We start from the raw sequence: 26,642 nt of genomic DNA, 5'->3' as shown, positions 1-26,642 counted from the left end.
CGGCGCGGCGCGCTCTGCCAGCGAGACCGCCACAAACGGTTTGCTGGTCGGCGTGAGCCGTATACCGCGTGTCCCGACCGCGATCGTCACTGCCGCTGCCCTGCTGACGGCAGGCCTCGCCGCGTTCACCTTCGGCCGGGACGCGTCGGCCGCCCAGGAGAAGCCGGTGATCGACCTGGTCTCGCAGAAGACCACCACCGGTAGCGCCTACCGGTCGGCGATCAGCAGCGACGGCAGGACCGTCGCCTACCAGTCCAACCAGGGCGGCAACCTGCGGATCCTGCTCGGCGACTACACCGAGAAGAACCCGGCCGAGCTGCCCACCGGCGACACCCAGGCCGGTACGCCGTCCCTGTCAGGCGACGCCTCGCTGGTCAGCTTCATCGGTGACGTCGCCGGTGGAACCCAGGAGAACCCGAAGGACCCGGACATCTACGTGGTCGACCGGCGCGACCCGGCCGCCCCGAAGGTCAAGCAGGTCACCGGCGGCGCGAACGACCTGCTGTACCAACGGATGGTCCGCTGCACGATCAACAACGGCGACGCCGACAACGAAGGCTGCGAGCCGAAGCTGTCCCGCGACGGCCGCACGCTGGTCGCGCCGGTCGAGCAGTCCGTCGACGCGCCACGGCTCGGCCTCAGGATCGGTGAACTGGACCTGCACACCGATCGCGGCTACGCGCCGATGATGGACATCTTCTACGGCCCCGCCGGCCGGAAGGAGACCCTCACCGTCACCAACAACGGCCCGGTGCCGATCGTCTACCCCGAGACCGGTCCGACGATCGAAGGACCCGGCTTCACGGTCGCCGCCACCACCTGCGCCAACACCTTGCCGAGCGGCGGCACCTGCACCGTCACGGTCCACTCCACCGGTCTCGGGTGCGACGAAGAATCCCGAGGCGTGCTGCGGCTGCCCGCGACCACCAGCGGCGGTCAGACGGCGATCAGTCTGCTCGACTACGGCGACTGCCCGGCGCTGGAGACACTCCGGCCACAAGCGCGGGCTGTCGCGGCGGACTGCAGCGGGCCGAGCCAGTACAAGTGGGACCTGCCGGTCGGCGACGATCCATGGTCCAGCGAAGGTCACCCCCAGCCCTTCCTCGTCCTCGGCGGGGTACCTGCCGGCGAGCTGGGCATCACGGCGCTGAACATCGGCAACCACACGACGGCCCCGCGGATCCCCTTACTCCAATCCCCCGGCTGTCAGCTCAAGCTCGTCCTGCCCGCCGGCGCGGACCCCGCGACGAGTTGCCACCCGAACGAGCCGATCGCACCCGAGACCAACTGCACCGCGTACGTCGAGTACCAGGTTCCCGAGGTGGGGCCGTTCCTCGGCACCATCGACACCGGAAGCATGAGCTACCGGATCACCGGTCACGCCACCCGGCGAGCAGTTGCCGCCTGGCGCGATCCGGGGGCGGCCGGCAACTTCGGCCCGGCCCAACTCGTCAGCGTCAACGGCAACGTTCCGATGGATGGCACTGGACCCAGTGTCTCGGCGGACGGCCGCTGGATCGGGTTCTCCTCGTCGACGCCGCTCGGCTGGCCGGAGGAGGATCCGGCCAGTACTCCCCGGCACACCCAGGTCTACCTGCACGACACCGATGCCGATGGCAACGGTACGTACAAGCCCGGACAGACCGTACTGTCCTCGCAGCGGCCGGATGGCCAGTTGCCGGCATCCGCGTCGGACGCGTCGGTGTCCGACGACGGCACCCGGGTCGCCTTCGGCACCGACGACGAGATCGGTCAGGTCTACGTCCGCGACCGTGTCGCCGGGCGAACCGTCCTGGCCTCCTCCGGTCCCGACGGCGGGGCCGGAAGCCAGTGGTCGGGCAAACCGCAGCTGTCCGGTGACGGCTACACAGTCGTCTACCTCTCGGGCGCGTCCAACCTCGGCGTGGGTGACCTCGCCGGATCGCGAATCATCGCCCGCGACCTGACCAAGGACTTCGCCGGTGGGAAGGGGACGAACGAGCTGATCTCGGTCCGGCCCGACGGACTCGGCAGCACGAAGGGCGACGGGTACCCGAGCGTCAACCAGGACGGTACGCAGGTGGCCTTCTGGAGCATGGATCTGTTGCACGACGACGATCAGCTCAACGACGACGTACCCGATCCCGACGTGTACCACGCGACTCGTGACAGCAGCGCGACGATCGCCCCGGACCCTCTCGAGTTCGGCTCGGTGCCGGTCGGTACGTCGAGCGGCACCAAGGCGCTCACGGTGACGAACACCGGCCTGACCGCGATCCAGCTGGACAAGCCGGACACCCTGCACAGTGACTTCGTGCTGGCCGGTGACCAGTGCACCGGCAAGGCGCTCCGGCCGGAACAGAGCTGCTCCTACCTGATCGAGTTCCGGCCCAAGTCGGTCGGTCCGCGGTCCGACGACTTCTACGTGTTCGGCAACGGGGTCGTACTCAATCCCCAGCTGACCGGACGCGGTACCAGTGATGCCCGGAGTACCGGTGAGACCTCGCATGTGTCGACGAACGACGGGCGGCACCTCGACCCGGCGATCAGCGACAACGGGCAGTTCGTCGCGTACCGGACGAGCGCCGACAACTCTGAGGCGTACCCGACCGAGATCAACGTCCGGGACCAGGCGACGAAGCAGATCAACGGGTTCGGCCAGCACGATCTGGTCGGGCCACCGTCCAGCTCCGCCGACGGGAGCCGGGTCGCCTACAACGCGGAGGACGACGGGCACGAAGGCGCCGTGGTCTCCACCAAGGCCGGAACGCATCCGGTCACGGGCACCGAGACCGACCTGCGCTACCAGCGGCCGGGGTACTGCGGTCGCCGCGATGTCGACGACAACTCGGACAATTCGCGTGAGCGCCAGTGCCGCCCGGCGTTGTCGGCCGATGGCAAGACGATCGCCGTCTCGGCCAGCCTGGATCCGCACTCGCCCGCACTGAACCTCACGGTCGACGAGCCGGAGCAGCAGAACCCGGTCCAGCTCGACTCGGTGCTTGACTTCGGTCAGCAGTCCGACACGTTGACGGTGACGGTCGGCGCGAATCGCGCTGTCCGGTTCAGCGGGCCGCCGGTGATCGACCCGGAGAGCAACTTCACGATCCCGGCGACCACCTGCACCGGGGCGGTGGCCAAGGACGGGACCTGCACGATCGACGTCCGCTACTCGGCCTGCTCGTTCGGCAAGAACATCGCGGTACTGCGGCTGAACGGCACGACGCCGGACGCCCAGACCGCGATCAACCTGATCGGCAACGGCAGCTGCCTCAAGGTCGCGGCCAAGTCGCCCCGCGCCGCCGCCTGTACGCCGATCCCGGCGCCGGCCACCGAGCCGTACCTGACCTCGCGCGAGACGAATGCGGGCAATCCGCTGGCGAGCTACGACGTATCGGTCGGCGAGGTCACGTACCTCGGCCTCGCGGTCGCCCCGCAGGCGGCCGAGCAGACCATCTACTACGACTCCGGCTGCGACTTCGAGCTGGTGCAGCCGGCCAAGCCCGACCCGGATCGGCCCAAGCCTTGTGTCGCCGGCGAGACGCTGCCCGCGAACACCGGGTGCACCGCCTATGTTGGGTTCCGGCCTGGTGCTGTGGACGTTTCGATCGCTTCGCTGGTGACGTACGGCGATGAAGGCCGGCAGTTCTACCGCTTCTCCGGCACCGGCAACCAGGACGTCGTCGTGACCCGCGCAGACACGGCCGGCGACGCGACGTACGCCGGTCCGCCACAGATCGCCAGCCGCAACGATGCCGGCGATGTCGTCGACGGGATCGAGCCGTCGCTCTCGGCGGACGGCCGGTACCTGGCCTTCTCGTCGGCGGCGGCCATCGATCGGCCCGCCGATGGCTATACCGATCAGATCTATCGGCGGGATCTGCGGGAGGGGAAGACCGTTCTCGTGTCGCAGTTGGCCGATGGCCAGGTCGGGCCGGACTCCGCCTTCGCCGCGTCCTTGTCGGCGGATGGCAGCCGGATTGCCTTCGCCACCGACGGCTACGAGAACGCCGGCTTCGCTGCCCGTTCCGAGTCGGCCGCGCCACAGGAGAGAGCGGTCCCCAAGGCGGCTGCGCTCTATCACCCGAGTGAGGTGTGGGCTCGCGACATCCCGTCGGGCAGGACCGTGCTCGTCTCGGCCGTTGCGGGTAAGCCTTCCACGCCAGGTGAGGGCTGGAGCTGGGATCCGTCGATCTCCGACGACGGAGCAGCGGTGGGCTTCACCTCCGACTCCGACGATCTGGTCACCGACCCGGGCAACCGAGGGAGCGCGATCTTCGTGCGCGAGCTCGGTCCCGATTTCAGCGGCCAGGGCGAACGGTTCAGCGAACGTGTCTCGCTGACGGCCGACGGCGCAGTACCGGAGGAAGGCAGCAGCGAGGCGCCTTCGCTCAGCTCGGACGGCGCCTTCACCGCCTTCGCGTCGAACTCGCAGCTCGTCACCACGGACACCGACGACAACTACGACATCTATGTACGCAGCCGGCCGGCGCAGCTCGTCATCGAGCCGGCGTCGGTGAACTTCGGAGGCGTGCAGGTGGGCAAGACGTCGAGCGCGCGGGAGTTGGTCGTCCGCAACCTCGGGCCCGGCCCGGCGGCTGCTGGTCCGACCAAGGTCGACCCGCCGTTCGCGGCTGGGACCGGTGTCTGCAAGGTGACGTTGCATCGGGGTGACAGCTGCACGGTCGACGCGCGCTTCGTGCCAGTGGTGGCGGGACCGGTCAACGGGCTGCTCACCCTGCCGAGCATGCAGGGGTACTTGCCTGGTCCGTCCGTCTCGGCGGGACTCACCGGGACCGGTACTACGGTGCCGCCGGTCGCGGGGTTCACCGTCGTACCGGGGAAGCTCGCCTTCGGATCGTCAGAGGTCGGTAAGGCCGGACCGGCGTCGAAGGTGACGCTGCGGAACACGGGACAGGTCGCGCTCTCTGTCGCTGCCGGGTTGACCTCGGCCGGTGACTTCGGGGTGGACGACACCGCCTGCACGACATTGATGCCGGGGGCAACCTGTGAGTACCCGGTCAGCTTCGTGGCCCGGAAGGCGGGGACGCGGGTCGGGTCGATCCTGTTCCGGCCGAGGTCGCAGGATCCGCTGGTGAAGAGTCCGGCTGATGTGACGGTGAGGCTGAGCGGCGTCGGGGTGGGCAAGCCTGGAGCGGCTGTCGCCTCGATGACGGTGACGCCGAAGCTGCTGGTCTTCGGTACTCAGATCCTCACGACCGCGAGTGCTCCGCAGGCGGTTGTCGTCACCAACACGGGGAACGTGCCGCTGAACGTCCGTGGGATGACTGCGGCGCGCGACTTCACCGCTGCCACGGCGGTTGCCTGCCGGACGCTGTTGCCTGGGCAGGCGTGCCAGGTCGCTGTGCGGTTCGTGCCGCAGGCAATCGGGACGCAGGCTGGCGCAGTACTGGTGTCTGCGACTGCTACGGGGGCTGTTGCTCCGTTCCCGGCTTTGGTGCGGATGTCGGGGGCTACTGCGGTGCCGACGCTGGTTGTGGAGCCGCCGGTGGTTCGGCCTGGGCAGATCGTGCTGGCCACTGGTACCAACTTCCCGCCGGGGCAGGCCGCGGTACTGGCCTGGAAGAACGGGCTGGGGACGCAGAAGGTGGTTGCTGACCGGACTGGGCGGTTCCAGGACGCAGTATTGGTGTTCCGCCGGGACGTGCTCGGGCAGCGGCTCCTCACGGCGACCATGCCGGCTCAGCCGGTACCGGTGCTGAGTGCTCCGGTCCTGGTGATGCCGCTCGGCCCGCAGCCCCCGAACTTCGTTCTCCGGTGGTGAGGACGATGGTTCGGGTTCGCGGAACAGCAAAGCGCCGGACCGGGCTGAGCCCGGTCCGGCGGTGGTGGGTGGAACTACTAGATGAGGCCCTCGCGCAGTGCGTAGGCGACGGCGTGCGAACGGTTCTTCAGTTGCAGGCGGCTGGTGACGTCGTGCAGGACGTTCTTCACCGTCCGCTCCGAGTAGGACAGCTCCCGGGCGATCTCCTGGGTGTCCTTGCCGTCGGCCACGAGGCGCAGTACCTGCGTCTCCCGGTCGGACAGCCCGGTGTGGGACAGGCCCCGCGGTGCCAGCACGTGCCGCTGCATGCGCGACACCTGGCCGAGCAACCGGCCCAGCAGATCAGGCGGCAGGCTGCCATCGCCGGCAGCCGCAGCCTGGAGCAGGTGCACGATCCGGTCGGCAGTGGCGTCGGTACGCCGGAGCACACCCGACACTCCCAGCTCGACCGCGGTCATCAGCGCCTCGTCGTCGATCGTGCTGCCGATCAGCACGGTCCGGCGACAGCCGCGTTGAGTAGCCGAGCGCAGTACCTGTACCGCACCCCCGTCCAGCGAGTCGACCGCGACCAGAGCCACCACTGGCGGGGTGGTGCGCTGGTCGGCCTTGCCCGGCTGCGACTGCGTCTGCTGCGACTCGGCCAGTTCGGCGTCACCGATCAGCTGGATCTCCGGACGCTGCCGGAGCGCGTGCACCAACCCGAACTGCGAGAGCGGGTCAAGGGCCTTCACCCAGACGGGTATGCGTTGTTGCGTCATGTACGTCACTCCCCCAGAGCGTTTTTGTGGAACGGAACGGATCGAATCCGCAGTCACGGCGAACCCCCAAAGTCGTCAATCCGATCGTGATCCCCGACCTTCAGCCAGCCTTAAATTTCGGCTGCAGGTGGTACCCCGACTCAAACCCAAGGGTGACGCGGGTGCATTTCACCGACGTCTCATGCCGATCTCTTGTCCGCCCGCCCCCATGAAACAGCCCCTCCAGCCCGGTCCACGGACCCCCGGAATCTGCCCCGGGCGGCCTCAGGACAGGCTGGTCAGGGCGCGCAGAGCCAGCCGGTAGGAGTCCAGGCCGAAGCCGGCGATGGTGCCGGTGGCGACTGCCGCCACGACGCTGGTGTGGCGGAACTCCTCGCGGGTCGCGGGGTTGGTGATGTGGATCTCGATCAGCGGGGCGGTCCGCTGCGCGCAGGCGTCGCGGAGGGCGTAGGAGTAGTGGGTGAAGGCCGCCGGGTTGAGGACCACCGGCGTCTTGGTGTCCGCGGCCTCGTGCAGCCAGCCGACCAGTTCCGCCTCGTCGTCGGTCTGGCGGACCTCTACCTCCAGGCCCAGCTCGGCGCCGGTCTTCTCGCATTCGGAGACCAGGTCGGCGAATTTCGTCGCGCCGTAGACGTCGGGCTCCCGGGAACCCAGGCGGCCCAGGTTCGGACCGTTCAGTACCAGTACGCGGCGTCCGTCTGCATCAGTCACGGGACTCAGCGTAGTGCGCAGGGCCCGCCGGGCCGCGAAAGAACTCCGGACTTGGGCACTATCGGCGGAGCAGCCGGCCGTAGGCCTGTTTCGCCTCGGCGACGGCCGTTCGGTACAGGGTGTCCGCGGTGATGCCGCCGGTAAGTGCGACCCAGTTGCGGCGCGAGAGGACCTGCTGGGTCGAGATCAGGTCGGCAGCCGCCAGCTCGTTGGTCAGGCCGCCGCCCAGCGCCTCAGCGAGCGCTGCCTGGTCGGCCGCGACGAACTGGTGCACCCGAGTCGCCAGGGCCGGCGTGTGGAGGATCAGCCGGTAGTACGCGAGCACTGTCGGGTTGTCGTTGAGGCCGGTGACCGGATCCCGCTGCTTCAGGCCGTCGACGAAGTGGTCGCGGAGGGCCTCGACCGGGTCGGTCGTCGACGCGGTCACGACGCGGGCCGCCTCGCCGGCGTGATCGGCGATCCGGTGCAGGGCCAGGTCCTGCTTGGTGGCGAAGTACTTGAACAGGGTCGGCTTGGAGACGTCCGCTGCCGCCGCGATGTCGGCCACCGACACCTCGTCGAAGCCGTGCTCGAGGAACAGCTCGATCGCCGCCTGGGAGAGCGCGTCGTGCGTCTGCTGCTTCTTACGGTCCCGCAGTCCGGCCATGCCCTGACGATAGCAAAGTGTTAACCTGGTCAAAACATTAACCGAGTTAACTTTTCTGAATTGGTGGGCAGATGCGAGGACTGGACGGGGAACGGGAGTACGCCGAGCGCTGCCGCGCCGCACTCCAGGCGATGATCGCCGGGGCACGGGAGAACGTGGTCGTCGGCGAGCTGACTTGGGGCGATCGGTATACGGCCGAGCGGCTCGGCTACTACCTGAGGAGCCTGGCGCAGGAGCTCGGCGACGAGGGCACGGGACCACCGTTCTTCGGCCTGATCGGCTACGGCGGCGATGACACAGCGGGCGAGCATCGCAACCAGACCTACTATCTCGGCCGCCGGCACATCTCGGACGCCATCGGCCGTCCGCCCCTGGTGATCGACTGGCGAGCCCCCGTCTCGACCTCCTTCTACCGCGCCAGCCCCACCGACCCCCGCGGCATCACCACCCGCCGCCGCTTCGGCTGGTCCACCAACACCCTCACCGGCTACGAAGACGAACACCTCACCCGCCGTCGGCGCGGAGCTGACGTCGGCAGCGATGCGGCGGCAGCCGGCGGGGCGGTTTCGGGGATCTTGCGGGCGGAGATCGAGCGGCCTCGGGTGGGGCCGATGCGGGACATCGTGGCGACCATCCAGCCTGAGCAGGATCTGCTCGTGCGGGCCGAGCTGGATGAATCGCTGTGTGTGCAAGGGGCTCCGGGGACCGGCAAGACAGCAGTCGGCCTGCATCGAGCGGCCTACCTGCTCTATGTGCACCGGGCCCGATTGCAACGCAACGGGGTCCTCGTGCTCGGGCCCAACCGGGCGTTCCTGCATTACATCTCAGCGGTGCTGCCGACACTTGGCGAGGTGGACGTCGAGCAGACGACGATCGAGGAGCTGCTGACCGACGAGCAGCACCCGATCCGCAGTACGGACGAGCCCATGGCCGCACGGACCAAACACGACCCGCGGATGGCCGAGGTACTGCGGAGAGCGCTCTACAGTCGGATCCGCCCACCCGAGGACGCAGTGGTCGTGCCGGACTCGTCGTACCGGTGGCGGGTGAACCAGTACGAGTTCGAGCAGATGGTCGACGACGCGCGGCAGGAGGCAACGGCGTACTTGCTCGGCCGGGAGCGTGTGATCTCCCGCCTGGTCGCCGCACTCCAGCGACAGGCCGAGGGCCGCGGCCAGAACTGCAACGGCAACTGGCTGCGCAAGATGGGCCGCGCGGTAACTCCAGCCGTCGATGCAGTCTGGCCCGCCGTCAAAGCCGACGAACTGCTCGCGGAACTACTCAGCGACAGCGCCACGCTAGCAACGGCAGCCGAGGGCATCCTCACCGACGACGAGCAGGCATCGATCACCTGGAAACGCGCCCGCAAACCGAAGAGCGCTCTCTGGACCACCGCCGACGCCGTACTGCTGGACGAAGCGAGCGCTCTCCTCGAGCGCGGCCAGACCTACGGCCACGTCATCATCGACGAGGCCCAGGACCTCTCCCCCATGCAGTGCCGCGCGATCGCCCGCCGCAGCGAACACGGCTCGATCACCGTGCTCGGTGACCTCGCCCAAGGCACGACGCCGTGGGCCACCCGCGACTGGCCCGAGCAACTCGCCCATCTCGGCAAGCCCGACAGTCAGGTCGTCGCCCTCACCACCGGCTACCGCGTCCCCGCCGCCGTCGTCGAACTGGCCAACCACCTCCTCCGCCACCTCGGCATCGACGTGCCTCCGACCAGATCGTTCCGCTCCGACGGCCGCCTGACGATCCAGCGGACGAGCGACCTCGCCAAGTCGTGCACTGAGGCAGTACGGGCTGCTTTGAAGGAGGAGGGCTCGATCGGCGTGATCGCCGCCGACGACTCGATCGACCACCTGAGAACCACGCTGCACGAGGACGGCATCGACACGATCGCGGCCGACGGCGACGGCCGGGTCGCTCTGGTCCCGGCCGCGCTGGCCAAGGGCCTGGAGTACGACCACGTCATCGTGATCGAGCCCGCCGCGATCGTCGAGGCCGAGCCACGTGGCCTGAACCGGCTCTATGTTGTGCTCACCCGGGCGGTATCCCGGCTGGACGTCCTGCACTCCCGCGCCCTCCCGCCGGAGCTGGACGGAACCAGCGCCTGACTGCCGGACTCTTCCGGGTATGAGTACACCGATAGCGGGGGTGCTGATGGGAGAGGGTACGGGGCAGGCGGTCAGTTCGGATCTGGAGCTGTGGGAGCGGCTGCGGTCGGCTGACGAATTCGCCCTGACCGAGCTCTTCCATCGGTACAGCGATGCCGTCTACAACTTCGCGTTCCGCCGGACGAGTTCCTGGTCGCTCGCGGAGGACATCGTCCAGGCGACCTTCACCGCGGTGTGGCGGCGGGCCAGCGAGAGCCGGCTCGACGAACTGACCTTCGGCACCGCACGCCCGTTGCTGCTGACCGTCGCCAGGTTCGAATGTGCCAACGCGGCCAGGTCGAGCCGGCGGCTGAGCGCCCTGCGCCAGCGGCTCGGCACCCTAGGCGGCTCCACCGAGACCCCGGACCACTCCGCCCTGGCCGCGGCGAAGGTCGACGACGAGCGGGCGATGAGCGCACTGCGCCGGGCGCTCGCGAAGGTACCGGCCGATCAGCGCGAGATCGTCGAACTGGTCGCGTGGTCCGGATGCTCGATGGCCGAGGCGGCGCAGGTCCTCGGCGTACCCGAAGGCACCGTGAAGTCCCGGCTGGCGCGAGCGCGCCGCCGACTCGCCGGCCTGATCGATCTCGACACGACGGAGGGCCAGTGATGACCCCGACCAAGCCCCCCACCGAGCGCCCCCTGCCGAACAAACAGGCCATCCTCGACCGAGTCCTGGCGACGCCGACCGAACGCTCAGCCCCGAAGCGGACACGCCCCAGCTGGGCCGTTCCAGCAATCGCCTGCGCAGCGGTAGCCGCGCTAGTCGGCGCAATCCTGATCGTCCCCCAAACCCTGAAGTCCGGCGACCCGACCATCACCCCAGCAACCAAGCCGGCCCCGACCGAGATCTCCCTCGACCTCGGCCCACTGTCGGAGGCCGAGATCGCGCAGGCACTCCGCGAGTGTCCCTTCATGAACGGCACTCCCGAGCGGGTGCTGCACACCCGGAAGGTTCGCTCCGGCTGGGGAGACGGCATCGAGTGGACCATCGTTCGCGAGGGCCGTACGCCCGCGAAGGGCTACTTCATCGCCCCGGGCGGTGGCCACCTGACGGCCTGCGTCGGCCGGCCGGGCACTGATCCCGCCCACGACTTCCGGATGGTGGACTTCACGACCACCTTCGGCCCCGCTCCGACCGCTGAGGAGCTCGCCAAGCTGCCCAAGGGCGAGAGTTTCTCCAGCTGGCACTACGACGACGGCTTCCGCCCGAAGGAAGGCATCATGCTGGAGGCCCTGCCGGGCAAGATGTGGACCACCGCTTTGTGGCTGCGAGTCCCGGCGACGGTGCACCGGGTCCGTCAGCGGATCGTCGTCGACGGCAAGCCGCAGGCGTGGTTCAGCAGCGCGGCGGTCGACGGCATCAGCTTCACCCAGGCCTGGATGCAGGCACCGATCCGTCAGTCCGCCGTCTACACCTTCGACGTCCAGTTCCTCGACAGCTCGGCCCGGCCGGTCGAGATCCCGGGTTCCACCGGCGCCACGACGGTCGTGCGGAGCGGTGGAATGTCGTTCAACCGGACGTACAAGAACAGCGACTACCTGGTCAACTGACCTCGGCGTACGCGGCGATGAGGAGGCTTGGGTCGGGGGCTTCGAGGATCGTGGGCTTGGCGAGGGCGTCGAGGATCACGAAGCGGAGGCGGTCGGCTCTGGTCTTCTTGTCCAGTTTCATGGCGTCCTGCAGGTGCGGCCACGCGTCGGCCCGGTACTTCACCGGCAACCCGAGCGATTCCAGTACGACGCGATGCCGATCAGCCGTCGCGTCGTCGAGCTTGCCCGCCGCCCGGGCGAGCTCAGCCACGAACACCATCCCAATGCTGATCGCGGCGCCGTGACGCCACTTGTACCGCTCGACCCGCTCGATCGCGTGCCCGAGGGTGTGCCCGTAGTTGAGCGCCTCGCGCCCGATCTGCCCACCGGCGGTCGTCGTCTTCTCGCGCAGATCCGCGCCGACCGTGTCGGCCTTCACCTGGATCGCGCGGGCGATCAGCTCCTCGGTGTGCTTGTACGCCGGTGACGAAGCCTCCTCCGGATCCGCCTCCACCAACTCGAGGATCACCGGATCGGCGATGAAGCCACACTTCACCACCTCGGCCAGGCCGCTCACGTAATCGTTGCGGGGCAGCGTCTCCAGCGCGGCCAGGTCGCACAGCACTCCGGCCGGCTCCCAGAACGCACCGACCAGGTTCTTGCCCTCGGCCGTGTTGATCCCGGTCTTGCCGCCGACGGCCGCGTCGACCATGCCGAGCAGCGTCGTCGGGATGTGCACCACCTTCACGCCACGCAACCAGGTCGCCGCGACGAAGCCGGCCAGGTCGGTCGTCGTCCCGCCGCCGATCGACACGATCGCGTCGGACCGGGTGAAGCCCGCCTGGCCGAGCACCGACCAGCAGTACGCGAGCACCTCGGCCGACTTGGCCTCCTCGGCGTCCGGGATCTCGATCGCGTGCGCCGTGTACCCGCCTGCGACCAGGTCGTCGCGGATCGCGTCACCGCTGGTTCGCAGTGCGCGGGGGTGGATGACGGCGACCCGGCGGACGTCGTCGCCCAGCAGGCCGGGCAGTTCGCCGAGCAGATTGTTGCCGATGACAACGTCGTACGGCGACGCCGCGGCAACCCGGATTCGCTGGGTCTGGCCGGTCATCCGAGGTGCTCCAGGATCTCGTCGGCGATCTCCTCGGGCGCCCGGCCGTCGGTGCTCACCGTGTGCTTGGCCACCTCGGCGTACAGCGGCCGGCGGGCGTCCATCAGGTTCTTCAGCTGCGTCCGCACATTGCCCAGCAGCAACGGCCGCGCGACACCGAGACCGACCCGCTTGGCCGCCTCGCCGACGGAGACGTCGAGGAAGACGACGTTGTGCCCGGCCAGATCAGCCCGCGTCTCGGGGTCGAGGATCGCACCGCCGCCCAGCGACAGGACGACGTCGTCGGCAGTCAGCGCGGTGACGATCGCCGCCCGCTCCATCGCCCGGAACGCAGGCTCACCGGAGTCCACGAAAATATCGGAGATCGGCTTGCCCGCTGTGTTCTCGACGTCCAGGTCGGTGTCGCGATGCTGCTTGCCGAGCTTCGCGGCGATCAGCTCGGCGATCGTCGACTTCCCTGACCCGGGTGGCCCGACCAAGACGACTACAGGACCGCTCACTCGGCGCTCCACTCGCGTGGGGTGATGGTGGTGGGGAGGCCGGCCAGGTAGGTCTTGTGGTTGCGGGAGGTTTCGGTGACCGAGTCGCCGCCGAACTTTTCGACTGATACGTCGGCCAGGACGAGGGCGACCATCGCCTCGGCGACGATGCCGGCGGCCGGTACGGCGCAGACGTCGGAGCGCTGGTGGTGGGCCGCGGCCGCCTCGCCGGTGACCGTGTCGATCGTGCGCAACGCCCTCGGCACGGTCGCGATCGGCTTCATCGCCGCGCGCACCCGCAGGGTCTCCCCCGTGCTCATGCCGCCCTCGGTACCACCCGAGCGGCCGCTGGTACGCCGCACCGAGCCACCCTCCGCGACGATCTCGTCGTGCGCCTTCGAACCCGGCGTCCGGGCCAGCTCGAAGCCGTCACCGAGCTCGACGCCCTTGATCGCCTGGATGCCCATCAGCGCGCCGGCCAGCTTGGAGTCCAGCCGGCGGTCCCAGTGCACGTAGCTGCCGAGGCCCGGCGGGAGTCCGTCGACGATCACCTCGACGACGCCGCCGAGGGTGTCACCGGCCTTCTGCGCCTGGTCGATCTCGGCGACCATCTGCTTGCTCGCGTCCGGGTCGAGGCAGCGGACCGGGTCTTCGTCGAGCCGCGCGACATCGTCGTACGACGGAATCACGCCGTACGGCGCCTTCACGGTGCCGAGCTCGACCACATGGCTGACGATCGTCACGCCGTACGCCTGCTTGAGGAACCTGGCCGCGACCTCACCGAGCGCCACCCGGGCGGCGGTCTCCCGCGCACTGGCCCGCTCGAGAACCGGCCGGGCCTCCTCGAACCCGTACTTCTGCATGCCGGCCAGATCCGCATGGCCGGGCCGAGGGCGGGTGAGCGGCGCGTTGCGGGCCAGGTCGGCCAGTACGTCCGGGTCGACCGGGTCGGCCGCCATCACCTGCTCCCACTTCGGCCACTCGGTGTTGCCGACCTGGATCGCGACCGGGCTGCCGAGTGACAGTCCGTGCCGGAACCCACCGAGAAAGGTCACCTCGTCCCGCTCGAACTTCATCCGGGCGCCACGGCCGTAGCCGAGACGACGACGGGCCAGGGCGTCGGCCACGTCATCCGTGGTGACCTGGACGCCTGCGGGAAGACCTTCGAGTACGGCGACGAGCGCTTGTCCGTGCGACTCGCCGGCGGTGAGCCAGCGCAACATGCCGCAATCCTCCCACGAGCCCACCCACCGGCCGGGAGCGGTCTCACGCTACCTAGTCACTTCGAGACAGCGTTCAGTCGAGGCAGAACTCGTTGCCCTCGACGTCCATCATCGTGATGCACGACTCGTTGAAGCCGTCGGCGACCTGTTCCTGGAACACCGTCGCACCGAGCGCGATCAGCCGCTCGGCCTCGGCCCTCAGAGTGGCCAGCCGCTCCTCACCCACCAGTCCGGTACCGGCCCGGACATCGAGATGCACCCTGTTCTTGACCACCTTGCCCTCGGGGACGCGCTGGAAGAACAGCCGCGGGCCCTCCCCGGCCGGGTCGACGCAGGCGAACGCCGACCCCTGGTGCTCGGCGGGTAGCGAGCGGTCGAACTCGTCCCAGTCGGCGAATCCCTCGGGCGGCGGCGGGACGACGTACCCCAGCACCTCGCACCAGAAGCGGGCGACCCGCTCCGGGTCCGCACAGTCGAAGGTGACCTGGAACTTCTTGACCGATGCCATGCGGCCCACCCTAAAGCCGGAAAGTGGCACCTGTGCAGCTAATTAACAGGTGGTGGCGCGCTCCGGGTCGAGGGCGCTGCGGACGGAGAGCGCTACGTCCAGTGCCTTGGTCACCGGGTTCGTCCCACAGGCGTTGTGGCTCTGTGGCGCTGCTGCGGAAGCGCCCGCGACCGCGGCTCCGCCCAGTACGACGGTGGCCAGGCCTGCGGCGGCCGCCCGGGCGACGGTACGGCGCAGTTTGCTGGTCATGGCGTCCTCCTCGTTGGTCCGTGCTTCGGTAGTACCAAGCTATGAGCCGGCGAGGCGGAACGAACTGGCCTTGAGACCCGTCTAGAGGTAGTGCTAGCGCCACCATGGCTACTCACTTGCGGCCATCCGACGACTGGGAGACACGATGAAGCGGGCCGATGAAGAGGCTTATCGGGCCCGGGTCCGGGGTTGCCTGCTCGGTGGGGCGATCGGCGACGCGCTCGGCGGACCGGTGGAGTTCAGCGACGGGCGGTCGATCGTCGCCGAGCACCCCGACGGCGTCCGGGAGTTCGTTGCCAAGGGCCCGCACTGGCCGGCCGGTACGGTGACCGACGACACCCAGATGACGTTGTTCACGGTCGAGGGGCTGATCCGGGCCGGCGTACGGACCGATCGTGGGATCGGGTTCACGCTCGGGGTCGTGCATCACGCCTACGACAGGTGGCTGGACACGCAGCAGTTGCTGATACCGAGTGGCGACCGCGACGGCTGGTTGCAGGGCGTGCGGTGGCTGTACGCACGCCGGGCGCCTGGCAACACCTGTCTGGAGGCGTTGACTGAGGCGCGCAAGGGTGGCGACCGCATCCAGCGCTTCGGGGAGCAGAGCGTCAACGACTCGAAGGGTTGCGGCGGCGTGATGCGGGTGGCGCCTGTCGGTCTGCTTCCCTGGGGCGACGCGGACTGGATCTTCGACGCTGCGGCCAAGCTCGCCGGGTACACCCACGGCCACGTGACCGGCAAGCTCGCCTCGGGTGCGCTGGCCGTGATCATCCGCGAACTCAACCAGGGCGCCGGCCTCGACGATGCACTCGACGCAGCCCAGGCCCTGCTGGCGACGAAGCCGGGCCACGAGGAGACCAGCGGCGCACTCACCGCCGCGCGAGAGCTCGCGGCGAAGGACCTCCCGCGCAGTCCGGAGACGGTCGAGCAGTTGGGCGGCGGCTGGATCGCTGAGGAAGCGCTCTCTATCGCGGTGTACTGCGCTCTCGCCTACCCCGAACCCGACCAGTTCCTCGACGCGCTCGCGCTCGCGGTCACCCACTCCGGCGACAGCGACTCCACCGGCGCCATCTGCGGCAACATCCTCGGCACCCTGCACGGAGAGACCGCTCTCCCACCCCAACTCGTCTTCCCACTCGAAGGCCGCGGCACGATCCTCCAACTGGCCGACGACTTCGCCCTGGAGTTCACCCGCGCCAACCACCTACACGGCGACTACGGCCCCCACACCACCTGGACCACCCGCTACCCCGGTTGGTGACGCTCCCGCCGCAAAGGGAGCGGCCGGGACGTCCGGCCCGTCCCCCGAGGATCAGGCCCGGCGTCCCGGCCGGTCCGGATACATTACGCGGAACCTGGGTCGCTCAGCCCAGATAGAGCCGCTCCAACGGCTGCCCCGCCAGTACGCCGACGAGGGCGCCGACCAGCATGAAGGGGCCGAAGGGGAAGAGTTGTTTGCGTTTGAGCACCTTCGCGGCGGTCAGCGCGATGCCGATCACCGCGCCGAGGAAGAAGCCGCCGTACAGGCCGACCACCAGCTCGCCCCAGCCGAGCCAGCCCAGTGCGATGCTCAGCAGGCCGGACAGCCGTACGTCACCGAAGCCGACGCCGCGCGGGAACACGAACCAGAGCAGGTAGAACACGCCGAATCCGACGACACCGGCGATCGCGGAACGCAGCAGCGAGTCCCAGTCCCCCGTTTGCAGGGCTGCGATCAGCAGCGCCAGACCGACGAGCAGGTACGCGGGCCAGATGATCGCCGATGGGAGGTATCTCGTCCGGGCGTCGATGTACCCGAGCACGGCCCCCGCCACGGCGAGCACCAGCCAGGCGGCTAGTCCCGCGGTCGTGCCCAGCGTCCAGCCGAGCAGCCCGCCGGCGACGGCTGCCGTGGCTCCGCACCAGTACGCCGCCTTCGTGGCGAGGCCTTGGCCGGCCAGTTCGGCGTACGGGATCTTGGTGTCGCCGTCCTCGAGGATGGGCTCGGGGATCCGGCGCATGATCAGCGGGCCGAGCCTGAACGCAGCAGCGCCGCAGAGGACCACACCGGCCCCTGCGGCGAGCAACGCATTGTCAGCCGGCACGATCCAGGAGCCTAGACGATCGACGACCGCCCAGGCTCCCTGACCGAGCCGTGCCTGTGGACGGAGCGGCTCAGTGGCCGAAGTCCGCCGGGTCGCAGTTCGTGCTGAGCCACTCGACGTACTTGAGGCTCGCCGCGGCCGCCTTCTTCTGGTCCTCGACCGGCAACGTCCCGCCCTTGGCCTTGTCGTACAGCGGCAGCATCGCCTCCAGGGTCGGCTTGAGCTCGGCCGGCGCGTCCCCGGCGAGGTCCTCGATGGTCTCCTTGACCTTCTGCAACTGGTCTTCGCTCAGCTCCGACGCCTGCTTGCCGACGCCCATGTCCTCCGCCTTCGAGGCGAGCTTCTTGCAGAACGCCTTCGCGTCCCCCGGCGCCGCGGCCGGCTTGCTCTCCTCCGACTCCGGCCCGGTGGTCTCCGGCTGGCTGGTCGCCGTGGTCGGCGCCGGCGGCGGCGCGACCGCCTTCGAGGTGTCCTTGTCGCCACAGCCGGTCAGCAGCGTCAGCCCACCGAGAACCAGCACGGCGAGCGTTACCCGGATCTTCATTCTGGTCGTCCCCCAAGAGAAATAGCAGTCGAGGTTCAACCATCACCGGGCGGCGTCTCACCGAGATCTCACGAGCGCTTCACGAGCCTGCGCCCGACGAACGCGGCGCCTCCGCCGATCAGCAGGACGCCGCCGAGCAGCACCGCGATCGTGCTCCACAGCCCGTCGTTCACGGTCACGTACGTCACTCGCTCGAACCCGTCGTCGTTCGCCGCCTGGGTGAACCCGAAGTCGGCGGTGATCCGGCCCGGCTCGCGATACGTCACCGAGTACGCCGTCAGGAACGAAGCCGGCGAAGCGAGTTGCGGAGCGTCCTCCCCCACCAGCCGCCCGGCGTACAGCAACTCAGGCTTCACGTCCGGATCCGGCAACGTCGACGCGTCCACGCGGTACGGCGCCGCGACGTACACGGTCACCGTCTGTGCCGTCGTCGCCCCTTTGCTGAGTCGCATCGGGTAGACGATCCGCGACGAGGCGAAGCTCAACCGCAACGGCGGCGTCGAGCCCGTCATCGGACTGCCGTCGTCCTTCGGGGCCAGCTTGACCGCCACGATCTCCCACTTCTCGGCCAGGTACGGCGTGAGGTTGGCAGCCAGGCTCGCGGGAGCGGCGTACCCGTTCGTGTGCAGCCAGTCGGTCACCGCGGTGCCACTGGATCCGCTGAGCCGGGCGATCTGGAACGGGCCGAGTCGCATCTGCTGGCGCACATCCACGCCGCCGCCGGCTCCCGGCGCACCGGCGGTGTCGCCGCGACTGCCCATGATCCCCAGATCGCGGAACGGCCAGTACGTCTTGCGGGTAACGACCTTCGGGCGGGTGATCGACTGCAACCGGTAGAAGAGGTCGTTGTCGCCCAGCTCCACCTTCGCGGACGCCGGTACCGGCATGATCCAAGCGGCCTTCTTCGACTGGCCCTGGACGGACATCGACAGGACGATCTCCTCCTGGCCGCCGTCGTACCGGACCAGGGCGTTCTCGCCGAAGACCCGGGCGCGCGACTCCGCGTCGGGCAGGTACCCACCACAGGCACACGCCCAGGCGGGTGCGACGCCGCCTCCGAGGAGCGCCAGCCCGACCACGCCCGCCACCAACCGCCACAGCTTCATGGCCGAAGGCTAGTGGCGGGTGGGGCCGGATCAGGCGATCGTGTAGGCGTTCTTGAAGAAGTTGGTGGGGTCGTACTTCTTCTTGACTGCTTGGAGGCGGGCGTAGTTGGCGCCGTAGTAGGTGCTGACCGAGCGGCCGGTCTCCACGTAGTTGACGTAGCCGCCGGCCGAGGACGGTTTGACGGCGCGGTGGCCGTTGGTGATGAAGGTCTGAGCGGCCTTGATCTGGGCGGCGGTCGGGTGGGCTGCGAGTCCGGAGTACCACTGCACGACGCCGACGGCGGAGCGGTGGCCCCAGGAAGAGCCGCCGGACGGGATCTTCGCCGACTGACCGCCCAGCGGGTCGAGGATCGCGGCGGCCGGGAGCTTCGCCCGGGCGGCTGTCTTGACCGCGCCGAGCAGGGCGGCGATGGTGTTGGCGGACATCGGCTTCAGGACGTCGGAGCCGGCCAGCCAGCCCTGACGCGCGCTGGTCGTGCCGCCGCCGAGGTACTTGACCGCCTCCATGTGCGTCCGGACCGCGAAGGTCCGGGTGGTCGCCTTGGATCCGACGTACGACTCCAGCTGAGCGGCCGCCGCGGCGCCGTTGCCGGTGGTCGAGCAGCCGAGCACGTGGATCTGCAGCGTTCCGTTGCTCTTGGCATCGATGTGCACGTTGCCCCAGGCGGTGATCGGCGCCACCTGAGCGAACGTCTGCCAGCCCTTGATGACGGCCGCGGCCTTCGACTCCGGCCAGGTCAGCCGGAAGAAGCCGAGCTTCGCCGCCGGGATCGTGATCAGCTTGAACGACGTCACGATGCCGAGGTTGCCCCCGCCGCCACCACGCAGCGCCCAGAACAGGTCCGGATCCACCGTCGCGCTCACGTTGCGGGCGACGCCGTCGGCGGTGATCACACCCATCGACTGGATCCGGTCGCAGGTCAGGCCGAAGGCCCGGGTGTGCACGCCCATCCCGCCACCGAGGGTGAGCCCGGCGATACCGACGGTCGGGCAGGTCCCGGTCGGCAGGGATTTGCCGTACTTGTCCAGGAACGCGTGGACGTCGTAGAGCTTCGCGCCCGCGCCGACGGTGAGCACGTTGCCCGAGTAGCTCATCGAGCGCATCGCACTGACGTCCACCACCAGGCCGTTGCTGACCGTCGAGGCACCGACGTACGAATGCCCGCCGCTCTTCGGCACTGAGACCAGCTTGTTCTTGCGGGCGAACTGGATCGCCGTGCGGACGTCGGTCGCGTTGGCAGTACGGATCACGGCGGCCGGTGAGACGGTGTCCCAGCGCGGGTTGAAGAGCTGGCGCACGGTCGCGTACCCGGGCTTGCCCGGCCGGTACACGGTGCCCTTGACGCTCTTCTGGAATGCCGTCCAGTCCGGCGCGGCGGCCGTCAGGTTCGCCCCGGTGGGACCGGCATGGGCCGGCTTCACCTCGGAACAGCTGGTCAGGGCGACCGCGGCAAGGGCCCCGCCTGCCTTCAGTACGGTACGGCGGTCAACTGGGCTCACGAACGTTCAGCTCCTCACGCGCGGCGGCTCTCATAGCCGCCAGGGGCGCGGGCGACATACCAGTCATCATCTCCACCTGGAGGGTCGCCTGATGCACAAGCAGGTCAAGGCCGTTCAACAGCTCTGTACCGATCCGGTGCGCCGCGATCGCGAGCTGCGTCGGCCACGGGTGGTAGGCCACGTCGAAGACCACCGGCGCGACCTGCGCGAAGTGGTCCGCCCACGGGTCCACGACACCGCCGGGCAGGGTCGAGATGCACAGGTCGAAGCCACCGATCTGCTCGACCTGGTTGAAGTCCGTCGCCGAGACCTTCAGCCCCAGCTCGGCCGCGAGATCCCTCAGTCGCTCGACCTTCGCCAGATCGCGCACGACCAACGTCACCTCGCTGACCTTCAACCCACGCAGGGCCGCCAGCGTCGAAGCAGCAGTCGCTCCCCCACCCAGTACTACGGCAGTGTCGGCGCCGGTGATCCCCCGCTCCGCAAAGGCAGCCACCAACCCCGGTACGTCGGTGTTGTGGACCGACCGTGATCCGTCCGCCTCGAACAGCATCGTGTTCGCCGCGCCGATCAACTCGGCGACCGGATCGACCCGGTCGGCGAGATCGAGCGCGACCCGCTTCAACGGCATCGTCAAGGACAGTCCGCGAACGTCGTCGCCCAGCGTGCTCAAGAAGGCTGCCAGTTCGTCCTCGCCGACCTCGTACGCGTCGTACCGCCAGTCGAGTCCGAGTTCGGCGTACGCCGCTCTGTGCATGGCCGGCGACAACGAGTGCGCGATCGGTTGACCGAGCACCGCACAGCGGGTCATCGGGTCAGCACCTACCGGTGTGGGCCTTGCACCACGCCGTCAGCATGTCGACGTTCTTCTGGTGCTCGTCCCCGGTCGTCGCGAACCGCGTCTCGCCGGTGTCGAGGTTGACCAGGGTGAAGTACTTCCAGGTGCCGGTCGCCGGGTTCACCGCTGCTCGCAGCATGTCCTTGTCCGGCGAGTTGATCGGCGTCGGCGGCAGTCCGTCGTGCAGGTACGTGTTGTACGGCGACTCCGTCTCGCGCTGCTCCTTGGACGTGTAGACGCCACCGGTGCGGCCGACGATGTAGTGGATCGTCGAGTCCATCTGGAGCTTCTGCCCGACCCGCAGCCGGTTGTAGATGACCCGGGCGACCTTGGCGTAGTCCTCCTTGCGGTTGGTCTCGGCGCCGATGATGCTGGCCACGATCACCGCCTGGTAGGGGTCGACGTTCTTGCGCTGGGCCTTCTGGATGAACTGCAGATCGGTCATGGCCTTGGTGAAGCCGGCTGTCGACAACCGCAGGACGGTGTAGGCGTTCGCGTCCTTGGGGATGTCGTAGGTGCCCGGGAGCAGGAAGCCCTCCGGGTTGTTCTTCGCCCAGGACGGGAGTCGGAGCTGGGCCGGCTTGTTCATCGCGGCCTGCGCGGCGCCGGGCGGAAGCTTGGCCGCCTTGCTCTTCTGCAGCAGGTTGACGATCTCGGCCTTGGTGCGCGCGGGCGGGATGGTGAACCGGGTGACGAGCACCGACTTCGCGGTGTCGAGCAGCAGCTCCAGCGCGGCCTTGGACGACATCTGCTTGTGCAGGGTGTACAGGTTCGCCTGGATCTTCTTGGAGCGCGGGTCGTCGCGGGCGACCCGCTCGAAGGCCTTGGCGCTCTTCACCACGCCCTTCTTCTCCAGGGTGTCGGCGATCGACTGGGAGCTCTGGCCGGCGGCGATCTCCACGGTGACGGTCTCGCTGCTGCCGGCGCCCTCGTAGTCGGGGGCGGCGAAGACCTTCTCGATCGCGTCGCGGCCCTTGCCGAAACCGACCGCGATGCCGGCCAGCAGCGCGCCGACGACGAGCAGCGAGAGCAGGCCGGCGAAACAGCCGAAGCCGCGCCGGGCGCGGGTCTTGCGCCGGTTGGCCCGGCGTTCGACCCGGGACTCCGGGCGCAGGCCGAGGTTGTCCCGGAAGTCGGTCTGGTCGCCTGGATTGTCGCGGTCTTCGTTCACCGATGTTCCGTTCACAGGGGCCTCCCGGGTGGGTTGCCGGTCTCGCGCTCGAAGTCGAGCGCATGTTGCAGAATCACGACCGCCGCGGCCTGGTCGACCACAGCCCGCCGCTTGGAACCCTTCTTACCCCGTTCGCGCAACATCCGTTCGGCGGTGACGGTGGTGAACCGCTCGTCCACCAGCCGGACCTCCGCCTCGACATTCGCCTTTTGCAGCAGCTCCCCGAGCTGCGCCGACGTACCGCGCACCTTCACCGCCGCCGGCCCCTCACCCCCGGACAACGACCGAGGCAACCCGACAACCACCTCGAACGCCTCCAGTTCCACCACCAGCCCGACAATCCGCTCCAGCGCCCCAACCCCAGCCCGAACCGTCTCCACCGGCGTAGCCAAAATCCCATGCGGATCCGAACTCGCCACGCCGATCCTCGCATCCCCGATATCCAGGGCTATCCGAACCCCGCGGCGCACTAGTGTCCCCCGCCCAGGGTCCACCCACACGACCCAGCACCGCCGTCTGCCACCACTCCACCGCGAACGCGCTGCCCGCGGCTGCGCCGCGCGCAGCGCTGAACGGCGAGGCCAAGGCGAAGGTCGCCCGTGGGCCCGCCACTCGCTCGAGCGCCTTCGGCGCTCTCGGTGCCGCCCCGGAGCCCGCGCTGCTCAGCAGCGCGGGTGATGATGCTGCAGCCGACAGCAGCTGCTGCGCACCGCCCGCTCTCGCTGGCTGGGGTGGGTGCGCTTAGCGCGACGCCGCGCTGCGGAGCAGCGCGGCGTCGCGGGGGTTGAGGGCGGGTGGGCACGTGTCAGCCGGTTACTAGTTGGCCGATGGCGTGTTCTACGGCTGCTAGGGCCTTGTCGGCGCCTGCTGGGTCGGTGCCGCCGCCTTGGGCTACGTCGTCCTTGCCGCCGCCTCGGCCGCCTAGCTGCTCCGCTGCGATGCGGACCAGGTCGCCGGCCTTGAGGCGCCATTCGCGGGCTACGTCGTTGAGGGCGATGACTACGCCGGGCTTGCCGTCGTTGACGCTCAGTACTGCGACAACCGCCGGCTTGTCGGCGGGCATCCGGCCGCGGACGTCGAGCGCCAGCTTGCGCAGGTCGCCGCCGTTGACGCCATCAGGCGCCCGGTGACCGACATACGCGACACCGAAGACATCCTTGGGAGCCTTCGCCAGCTCAGCACCGGCCGCCAGCACCTGGCCGGCGTGGATCTTCTCCAGCTCCTTCTCGGCGACCCGCAACCGCTCCGCCAGATCGGCCACCTTCGCGGGCAGCTCCTCCGGACGCGTCTTCAGGTTCTCCGACAGCAGCCGCACCAGCGCCCGCTCGCGACCCAGGTAATGCAGCGCGTCCATCCCGACGAACGCCTCGAGCCGCCGCACCCCGGCACCGACAGACGACTCACTCGTCACCGTCAGCGCACCGACCTGCGACGAGTGCTTCACGTGCGTACCACCGCAGAGCTCACGCGACCACGGCCCGCCGATCTCCACCACCCGCACGGAGTCGTCGTACGTCTCGCCGAACAGCGCCAGCGCACCCCACTCCCGAGCCTCCGGCAGCGTCATGTACTGCGCCGAGACCTGCAGATCCTGCCGCACGGCAAGGTTCGCGACCTCTTCGATCTCACTCCGGGTCGCCTGGTCCAGCGCCGACGACCAGGCGAAGTCGAGCCGCAGATACCCAGGCTTGTTGTACGACCCGCTCTGCAACGCGGTCGGCCCAAGCACCTGACGCAACGCAGCGTGGACGACGTGAGTCCCCGAGTGCGCCTGGCAAGCGGAGATCCGCCACTCCTTGTCGACCTGCGCGTGCACATCGAGCCCAGCCTGCACAGCACCCTCGACGACCTCGACGCGGTGCACGATCAGACCCTTGACCGGCCGCTGGACGTCCAGCACCTTCAGCTTGAACCCGTCACCGACGATCAGACCCTCGTCCGCGATCTGGCCACCGGACTCCGCGTAGAACGGAGTCTTCTCCAGCACCACCTCGACGGTCTCACCCTGCTCGGCGGCACCCGCGATCGCGCCGTCCCGCAGCACACCACGGACCTGCGAGTCGGTCGCGAGCTCGTCGTACCCGGTGAACTCGGTGACGCCCTTCTCCCGCAGCTCCCGGTACGCCGAGGTGTCCGCGTGGCCGGCCTTCTTGGCCCGCGCGTCCGCCTTGGCCCGCTCGCGCTGCTCCTTCATCAACGACCGGAAGCCGTCGGTGTCCACCTGCAGGCCCTGCTCGGCGGCCATCTCGACGGTCAGGTCGATCGGGAACCCGTACGTGTCGTGCAACTGGAAGGCCTGGTTGCCGGCCAACTGCGCCTCACCGGAGGCCTTCACGTTCTTCACGGCCAGGTCGAAGATCGTCGTACCCGCGGTGAGAGTGCGCCGGAACGCCTCCTCCTCCGCGTAGGCGATCTGGCTGATCCGTGGGAAGTCGGCCTCCAGCTCGGGGTACGACTTCTTCATCTGCTCGAGGCTGGTCGGCAGCAGCTCCACCAGGCTCGGGTCCTCGTAGCCGAGCAGGCGCATCGACCGGATCGAACGCCGCAGCAGGCGGCGCAGGACGTAGCCGCCCTGCTCGTTGCCCGGGGTGACGCCGTCGCCGATCAGCATCAGCGCGCTGCGGACGTGGTCCGCGATCACCCGGAACCGGACGTCGTCGACGTGGTCCGCGCCGTACTTGCGGCCGCTCAGCTCCGACGCCTTCTCGATCACCGGGAAGATCTCGTCGATCTCGTACATGTTGTCGACGCCCTGCAGCAGGTACGCGACCCGCTCCAGCCCGAGGCCGGTGTCGATGTTCTTCTTCGGCAGCTCGCCGAGGATCGGGTAGCCCTCCTTGCCGCCACCCTCACCACGGATGTTCTGCATGAAGACCAGGTTCCAGAACTCCAGGTAGCGGTCGCCCGCCTCCCAGTCCCGGTCGGCGCCGAACTCCGGGCCACGGTCGATCAGGATCTCCGAGCACGGGCCGCACGGACCCGGGATGCCCATCGACCAGAAGTTGTCCTTCATGCCCAGCCGGACGATCCGGTCGTCGGGCAGCCCGGCGACCCGCTTCCAGATGTCGATCGCCTCGTCGTCCTCGTAGTACACCGAGGCGTACAGGATCGACTCGTCGAAGCCGTAGCCGCCCTCGCTCTGCGGCTTGGTGACCAGTTCCCAGGCGTACTGGACGGCCTGTTCCTTGAAGTAGTCGCCGAAGGAGAAGTTGCCGTTCATCTGGAAGAACGTGCCGTGCCGGGTGGTCTTGCCGACCTCCTCGATGTCGAGGGTCCGGACACACTTCTGCACGCTGGTGGCGCGCGGGTACGGCGGCGTCTGCTGGCCGACGAAGTACGGCACGAACTGGGCCATGCCGGCCACGTTGAACAGCAGGTTCGGGTCCGGCGACGGCAGGGGCGCGCTGGGCACCACCGTGTGGCCGCGGTCCTCGAAATAGCTCAGGAACCGCCGGCGAATCTCACTGGTTTCCATGGTGTTACCGGTAGTCCTCACGTTCGTTTGCCGCTGTGTCTATGCCGAGCGCGTCGCGCAGCTCGGTCTCCCGCTCGGCCATCCCGGCCCGTACCTCGTCGCCGAAGTGCCGGATCGCGCTGGCCATCTTCTCCGCCGACTGCTGCAGGCCCTCCGGCGCGAACTGCTGGGCCCGCTTCTTCAGCCGGGTCACCGCGTACACGCCGACCAGGATGCCCACGATCAGCCACAGGATCCGCTTCATCGCACGTCACCCCGCTTCTTCGCCTTGCGCTCGGCCTTCATCTCGTCCTTCACCCGGCGGGACACGTCGCGGCGCTGGTTCTCGCCGAGCGCCTTGCGGACGCCGTAGGTGAAGGCGGCCGCCTTCACCAGCGGGCCACCGGCGGTCGCCGCGAACAAGGACGCGAGCGCGGCCGCGTTGGTTGTCACGGTGGTGGCGTTGTCGGTGATCGTGTCCACCTTGGCCAGCTGGGCGTTCGTCGTCGCGACGGTGTTGGTCACCTCGCCGAGCAACGGAACGCTGGAGTCCGAAACTCCCTTGACCATGATCCGGGTCTCTTCGAACACCTTGCCGAGCTTGAGGATCGGATAGGCCAGCAGGCCCACCAGGATGAGCAGTGCGCAGGCTGCTATCAGCCCCGCGACTTCACCGACGCTCATGGTTACGATCCGCCTTCCGTTCGTCTGCCCCGTCCCGAGACCCCGGGTACCTCAGGGACCTTATCGCGCGGATAGCACAGTCCCGGACACAGGGACACCCTCACTGCCGGGTCAGCAACA

Annotated in this window: 23 protein-coding genes; 5 read left to right on the top strand and 18 right to left on the bottom strand. The window is 68.9% G+C overall.

Going from position 1 to position 26,642, the window contains the following annotated elements; genetic code table 11:
- Positions 1-52: 52 nt before the first annotated feature.
- Positions 53-5,764 (top strand): choice-of-anchor D domain-containing protein, encoded by a 5,712-nt coding sequence (locus AB0M15_RS31050; protein ID WP_363825763.1) that lies wholly within the window; start codon positions 53-55, stop codon positions 5,762-5,764.
- A gap of 77 nt (positions 5,765-5,841) precedes the next feature.
- Here the strand turns inward: AB0M15_RS31050 and AB0M15_RS31045 are convergent, their stop codons facing one another.
- The 3 genes from AB0M15_RS31045 to AB0M15_RS31035 all read right to left on the bottom strand — a co-directional run bounded on the left by AB0M15_RS31045 (position 5,842) and on the right by AB0M15_RS31035 (position 7,879).
- Positions 5,842-6,522 carry a response regulator transcription factor gene (locus AB0M15_RS31045; protein WP_363825759.1) on the bottom strand — a complete coding sequence of 227 codons (681 nt, stop codon included), beginning with the start codon at positions 6,520-6,522 and terminating at the stop codon, positions 5,842-5,844.
- Positions 6,523-6,786: 264 nt separating this feature from the next.
- Positions 6,787-7,233 carry a type II 3-dehydroquinate dehydratase gene (gene aroQ, locus AB0M15_RS31040; protein ID WP_363825757.1) on the bottom strand — a complete coding sequence of 149 codons (447 nt, stop codon included), beginning with the start codon at positions 7,231-7,233 and terminating at the stop codon, positions 6,787-6,789.
- Positions 7,234-7,291: 58 nt separating this feature from the next.
- Positions 7,292-7,879 (bottom strand): TetR/AcrR family transcriptional regulator, encoded by a 588-nt coding sequence (locus AB0M15_RS31035; RefSeq protein ID WP_363825754.1) that lies wholly within the window; start codon positions 7,877-7,879, stop codon positions 7,292-7,294.
- Positions 7,880-7,950: 71 nt separating this feature from the next.
- Between AB0M15_RS31035 and AB0M15_RS31030 the strand changes: the two genes are divergently transcribed.
- From AB0M15_RS31030 to AB0M15_RS31020, 3 genes are read left to right on the top strand one after another with little or no spacing between them, the layout of a single operon-like run.
- Positions 7,951-9,996, top strand: coding sequence for an AAA family ATPase (locus AB0M15_RS31030; RefSeq protein ID WP_363825751.1), 2,046 nt, complete (start codon positions 7,951-7,953; stop codon positions 9,994-9,996).
- A gap of 19 nt (positions 9,997-10,015) precedes the next feature.
- The gene (locus AB0M15_RS31025; RefSeq protein ID WP_363825748.1) at positions 10,016-10,645 is read left to right on the top strand and encodes an RNA polymerase sigma factor; all 630 of its coding nucleotides are present in this window, start codon (positions 10,016-10,018) and stop codon (positions 10,643-10,645) included.
- Entirely contained in the window at positions 10,645-11,589 is a 945-nt protein-coding gene (locus AB0M15_RS31020; protein WP_363825746.1) for a hypothetical protein, read from the top strand. The genes AB0M15_RS31025 and AB0M15_RS31020 overlap by 1 nt, the downstream gene beginning before the upstream one ends.
- Here AB0M15_RS31020 and aroB read toward each other — a convergent pair.
- The 5 genes from aroB to AB0M15_RS30995 all read right to left on the bottom strand — a co-directional run bounded on the left by aroB (position 11,582) and on the right by AB0M15_RS30995 (position 15,141).
- Positions 11,582-12,682 carry a 3-dehydroquinate synthase gene (aroB, locus tag AB0M15_RS31015; RefSeq protein WP_363825743.1) on the bottom strand — a complete coding sequence of 367 codons (1,101 nt, stop codon included), beginning with the start codon at positions 12,680-12,682 and terminating at the stop codon, positions 11,582-11,584. The two genes, AB0M15_RS31020 and aroB, sit on opposite strands and share 8 nt — an antisense overlap.
- A complete protein-coding gene (locus AB0M15_RS31010; RefSeq protein ID WP_363825740.1) occupies positions 12,679-13,182 on the bottom strand; it encodes a shikimate kinase in 504 nt (167 codons plus the stop codon). Before AB0M15_RS31010 ends, aroB begins: the two co-directional genes overlap by 4 nt.
- Positions 13,179-14,384, bottom strand: a complete 1,206-nt coding sequence (aroC, locus tag AB0M15_RS31005) for a chorismate synthase (protein ID WP_363825737.1) — start codon at positions 14,382-14,384, stop codon at positions 13,179-13,181. Before aroC ends, AB0M15_RS31010 begins: the two co-directional genes overlap by 4 nt.
- Before the next feature lie 73 nt (positions 14,385-14,457).
- Positions 14,458-14,892 (bottom strand): VOC family protein, encoded by a 435-nt coding sequence (locus tag AB0M15_RS31000; protein ID WP_363825735.1) that lies wholly within the window; start codon positions 14,890-14,892, stop codon positions 14,458-14,460.
- 42 nt (positions 14,893-14,934) lie between these two features.
- Complete coding sequence (locus AB0M15_RS30995) at positions 14,935-15,141, bottom strand: hypothetical protein (RefSeq protein ID WP_363825732.1); 207 nt, start codon at positions 15,139-15,141, stop codon at positions 14,935-14,937.
- 145 nt (positions 15,142-15,286) lie between these two features.
- Between AB0M15_RS30995 and AB0M15_RS30990 the strand changes: the two genes are divergently transcribed.
- The gene (locus tag AB0M15_RS30990) at positions 15,287-16,402 is read left to right on the top strand and encodes an ADP-ribosylglycohydrolase family protein (RefSeq protein ID WP_363825729.1); all 1,116 of its coding nucleotides are present in this window, start codon (positions 15,287-15,289) and stop codon (positions 16,400-16,402) included.
- 103 nt (positions 16,403-16,505) lie between these two features.
- Here AB0M15_RS30990 and AB0M15_RS30985 read toward each other — a convergent pair whose 3' ends face one another.
- The 10 genes from AB0M15_RS30985 to AB0M15_RS30940 all read right to left on the bottom strand — a co-directional run bounded on the left by AB0M15_RS30985 (position 16,506) and on the right by AB0M15_RS30940 (position 26,522).
- On the bottom strand, positions 16,506-17,225 hold the full coding sequence (locus AB0M15_RS30985; RefSeq protein WP_363825727.1) for an A24 family peptidase: 720 nt from the start codon (positions 17,223-17,225) through the stop codon (positions 16,506-16,508).
- 70 nt (positions 17,226-17,295) lie between these two features.
- Entirely contained in the window at positions 17,296-17,769 is a 474-nt protein-coding gene (locus AB0M15_RS30980; protein WP_363825724.1) for a hypothetical protein, read from the bottom strand.
- Positions 17,770-17,837: 68 nt separating this feature from the next.
- Entirely contained in the window at positions 17,838-18,875 is a 1,038-nt protein-coding gene (locus tag AB0M15_RS30975; protein ID WP_363825721.1) for a DUF2330 domain-containing protein, read from the bottom strand.
- 30 nt (positions 18,876-18,905) lie between these two features.
- Entirely contained in the window at positions 18,906-20,375 is a 1,470-nt protein-coding gene (locus tag AB0M15_RS30970; RefSeq protein WP_363825718.1) for an FAD-binding oxidoreductase, read from the bottom strand.
- Positions 20,362-21,186 (bottom strand): shikimate dehydrogenase, encoded by an 825-nt coding sequence (locus AB0M15_RS30965; protein WP_363825715.1) that lies wholly within the window; start codon positions 21,184-21,186, stop codon positions 20,362-20,364. The genes AB0M15_RS30970 and AB0M15_RS30965 overlap by 14 nt, the downstream gene beginning before the upstream one ends.
- A gap of 4 nt (positions 21,187-21,190) precedes the next feature.
- Entirely contained in the window at positions 21,191-22,399 is a 1,209-nt protein-coding gene (mltG, locus tag AB0M15_RS30960; RefSeq protein ID WP_363825711.1) for an endolytic transglycosylase MltG, read from the bottom strand.
- Positions 22,396-22,854, bottom strand: coding sequence for a Holliday junction resolvase RuvX (ruvX, locus tag AB0M15_RS30955; RefSeq protein WP_363825704.1), 459 nt, complete (start codon positions 22,852-22,854; stop codon positions 22,396-22,398). Before ruvX ends, mltG begins: the two co-directional genes overlap by 4 nt.
- Before the next feature lie 335 nt (positions 22,855-23,189).
- Complete coding sequence (gene alaS / locus AB0M15_RS30950; RefSeq protein WP_363825699.1) at positions 23,190-25,859, bottom strand: alanine--tRNA ligase; 2,670 nt, start codon at positions 25,857-25,859, stop codon at positions 23,190-23,192.
- Positions 25,860-25,863: 4 nt separating this feature from the next.
- The gene (locus AB0M15_RS30945) at positions 25,864-26,103 is read right to left on the bottom strand and encodes a DUF6167 family protein (RefSeq protein WP_343965931.1); all 240 of its coding nucleotides are present in this window, start codon (positions 26,101-26,103) and stop codon (positions 25,864-25,866) included.
- Complete coding sequence (locus tag AB0M15_RS30940; RefSeq protein ID WP_363825695.1) at positions 26,100-26,522, bottom strand: DUF948 domain-containing protein; 423 nt, start codon at positions 26,520-26,522, stop codon at positions 26,100-26,102. The genes AB0M15_RS30945 and AB0M15_RS30940 overlap by 4 nt, the downstream gene beginning before the upstream one ends.
- Positions 26,523-26,642: the final 120 nt, after the last annotated feature.

Source organism: Kribbella sp. NPDC051718 (genome assembly GCF_040681515.1).
Lineage (GTDB): Bacteria > Actinomycetota > Actinomycetes > Propionibacteriales > Kribbellaceae > Kribbella.
This window is presented reverse-complemented; position numbering and strand designations above follow the sequence as displayed.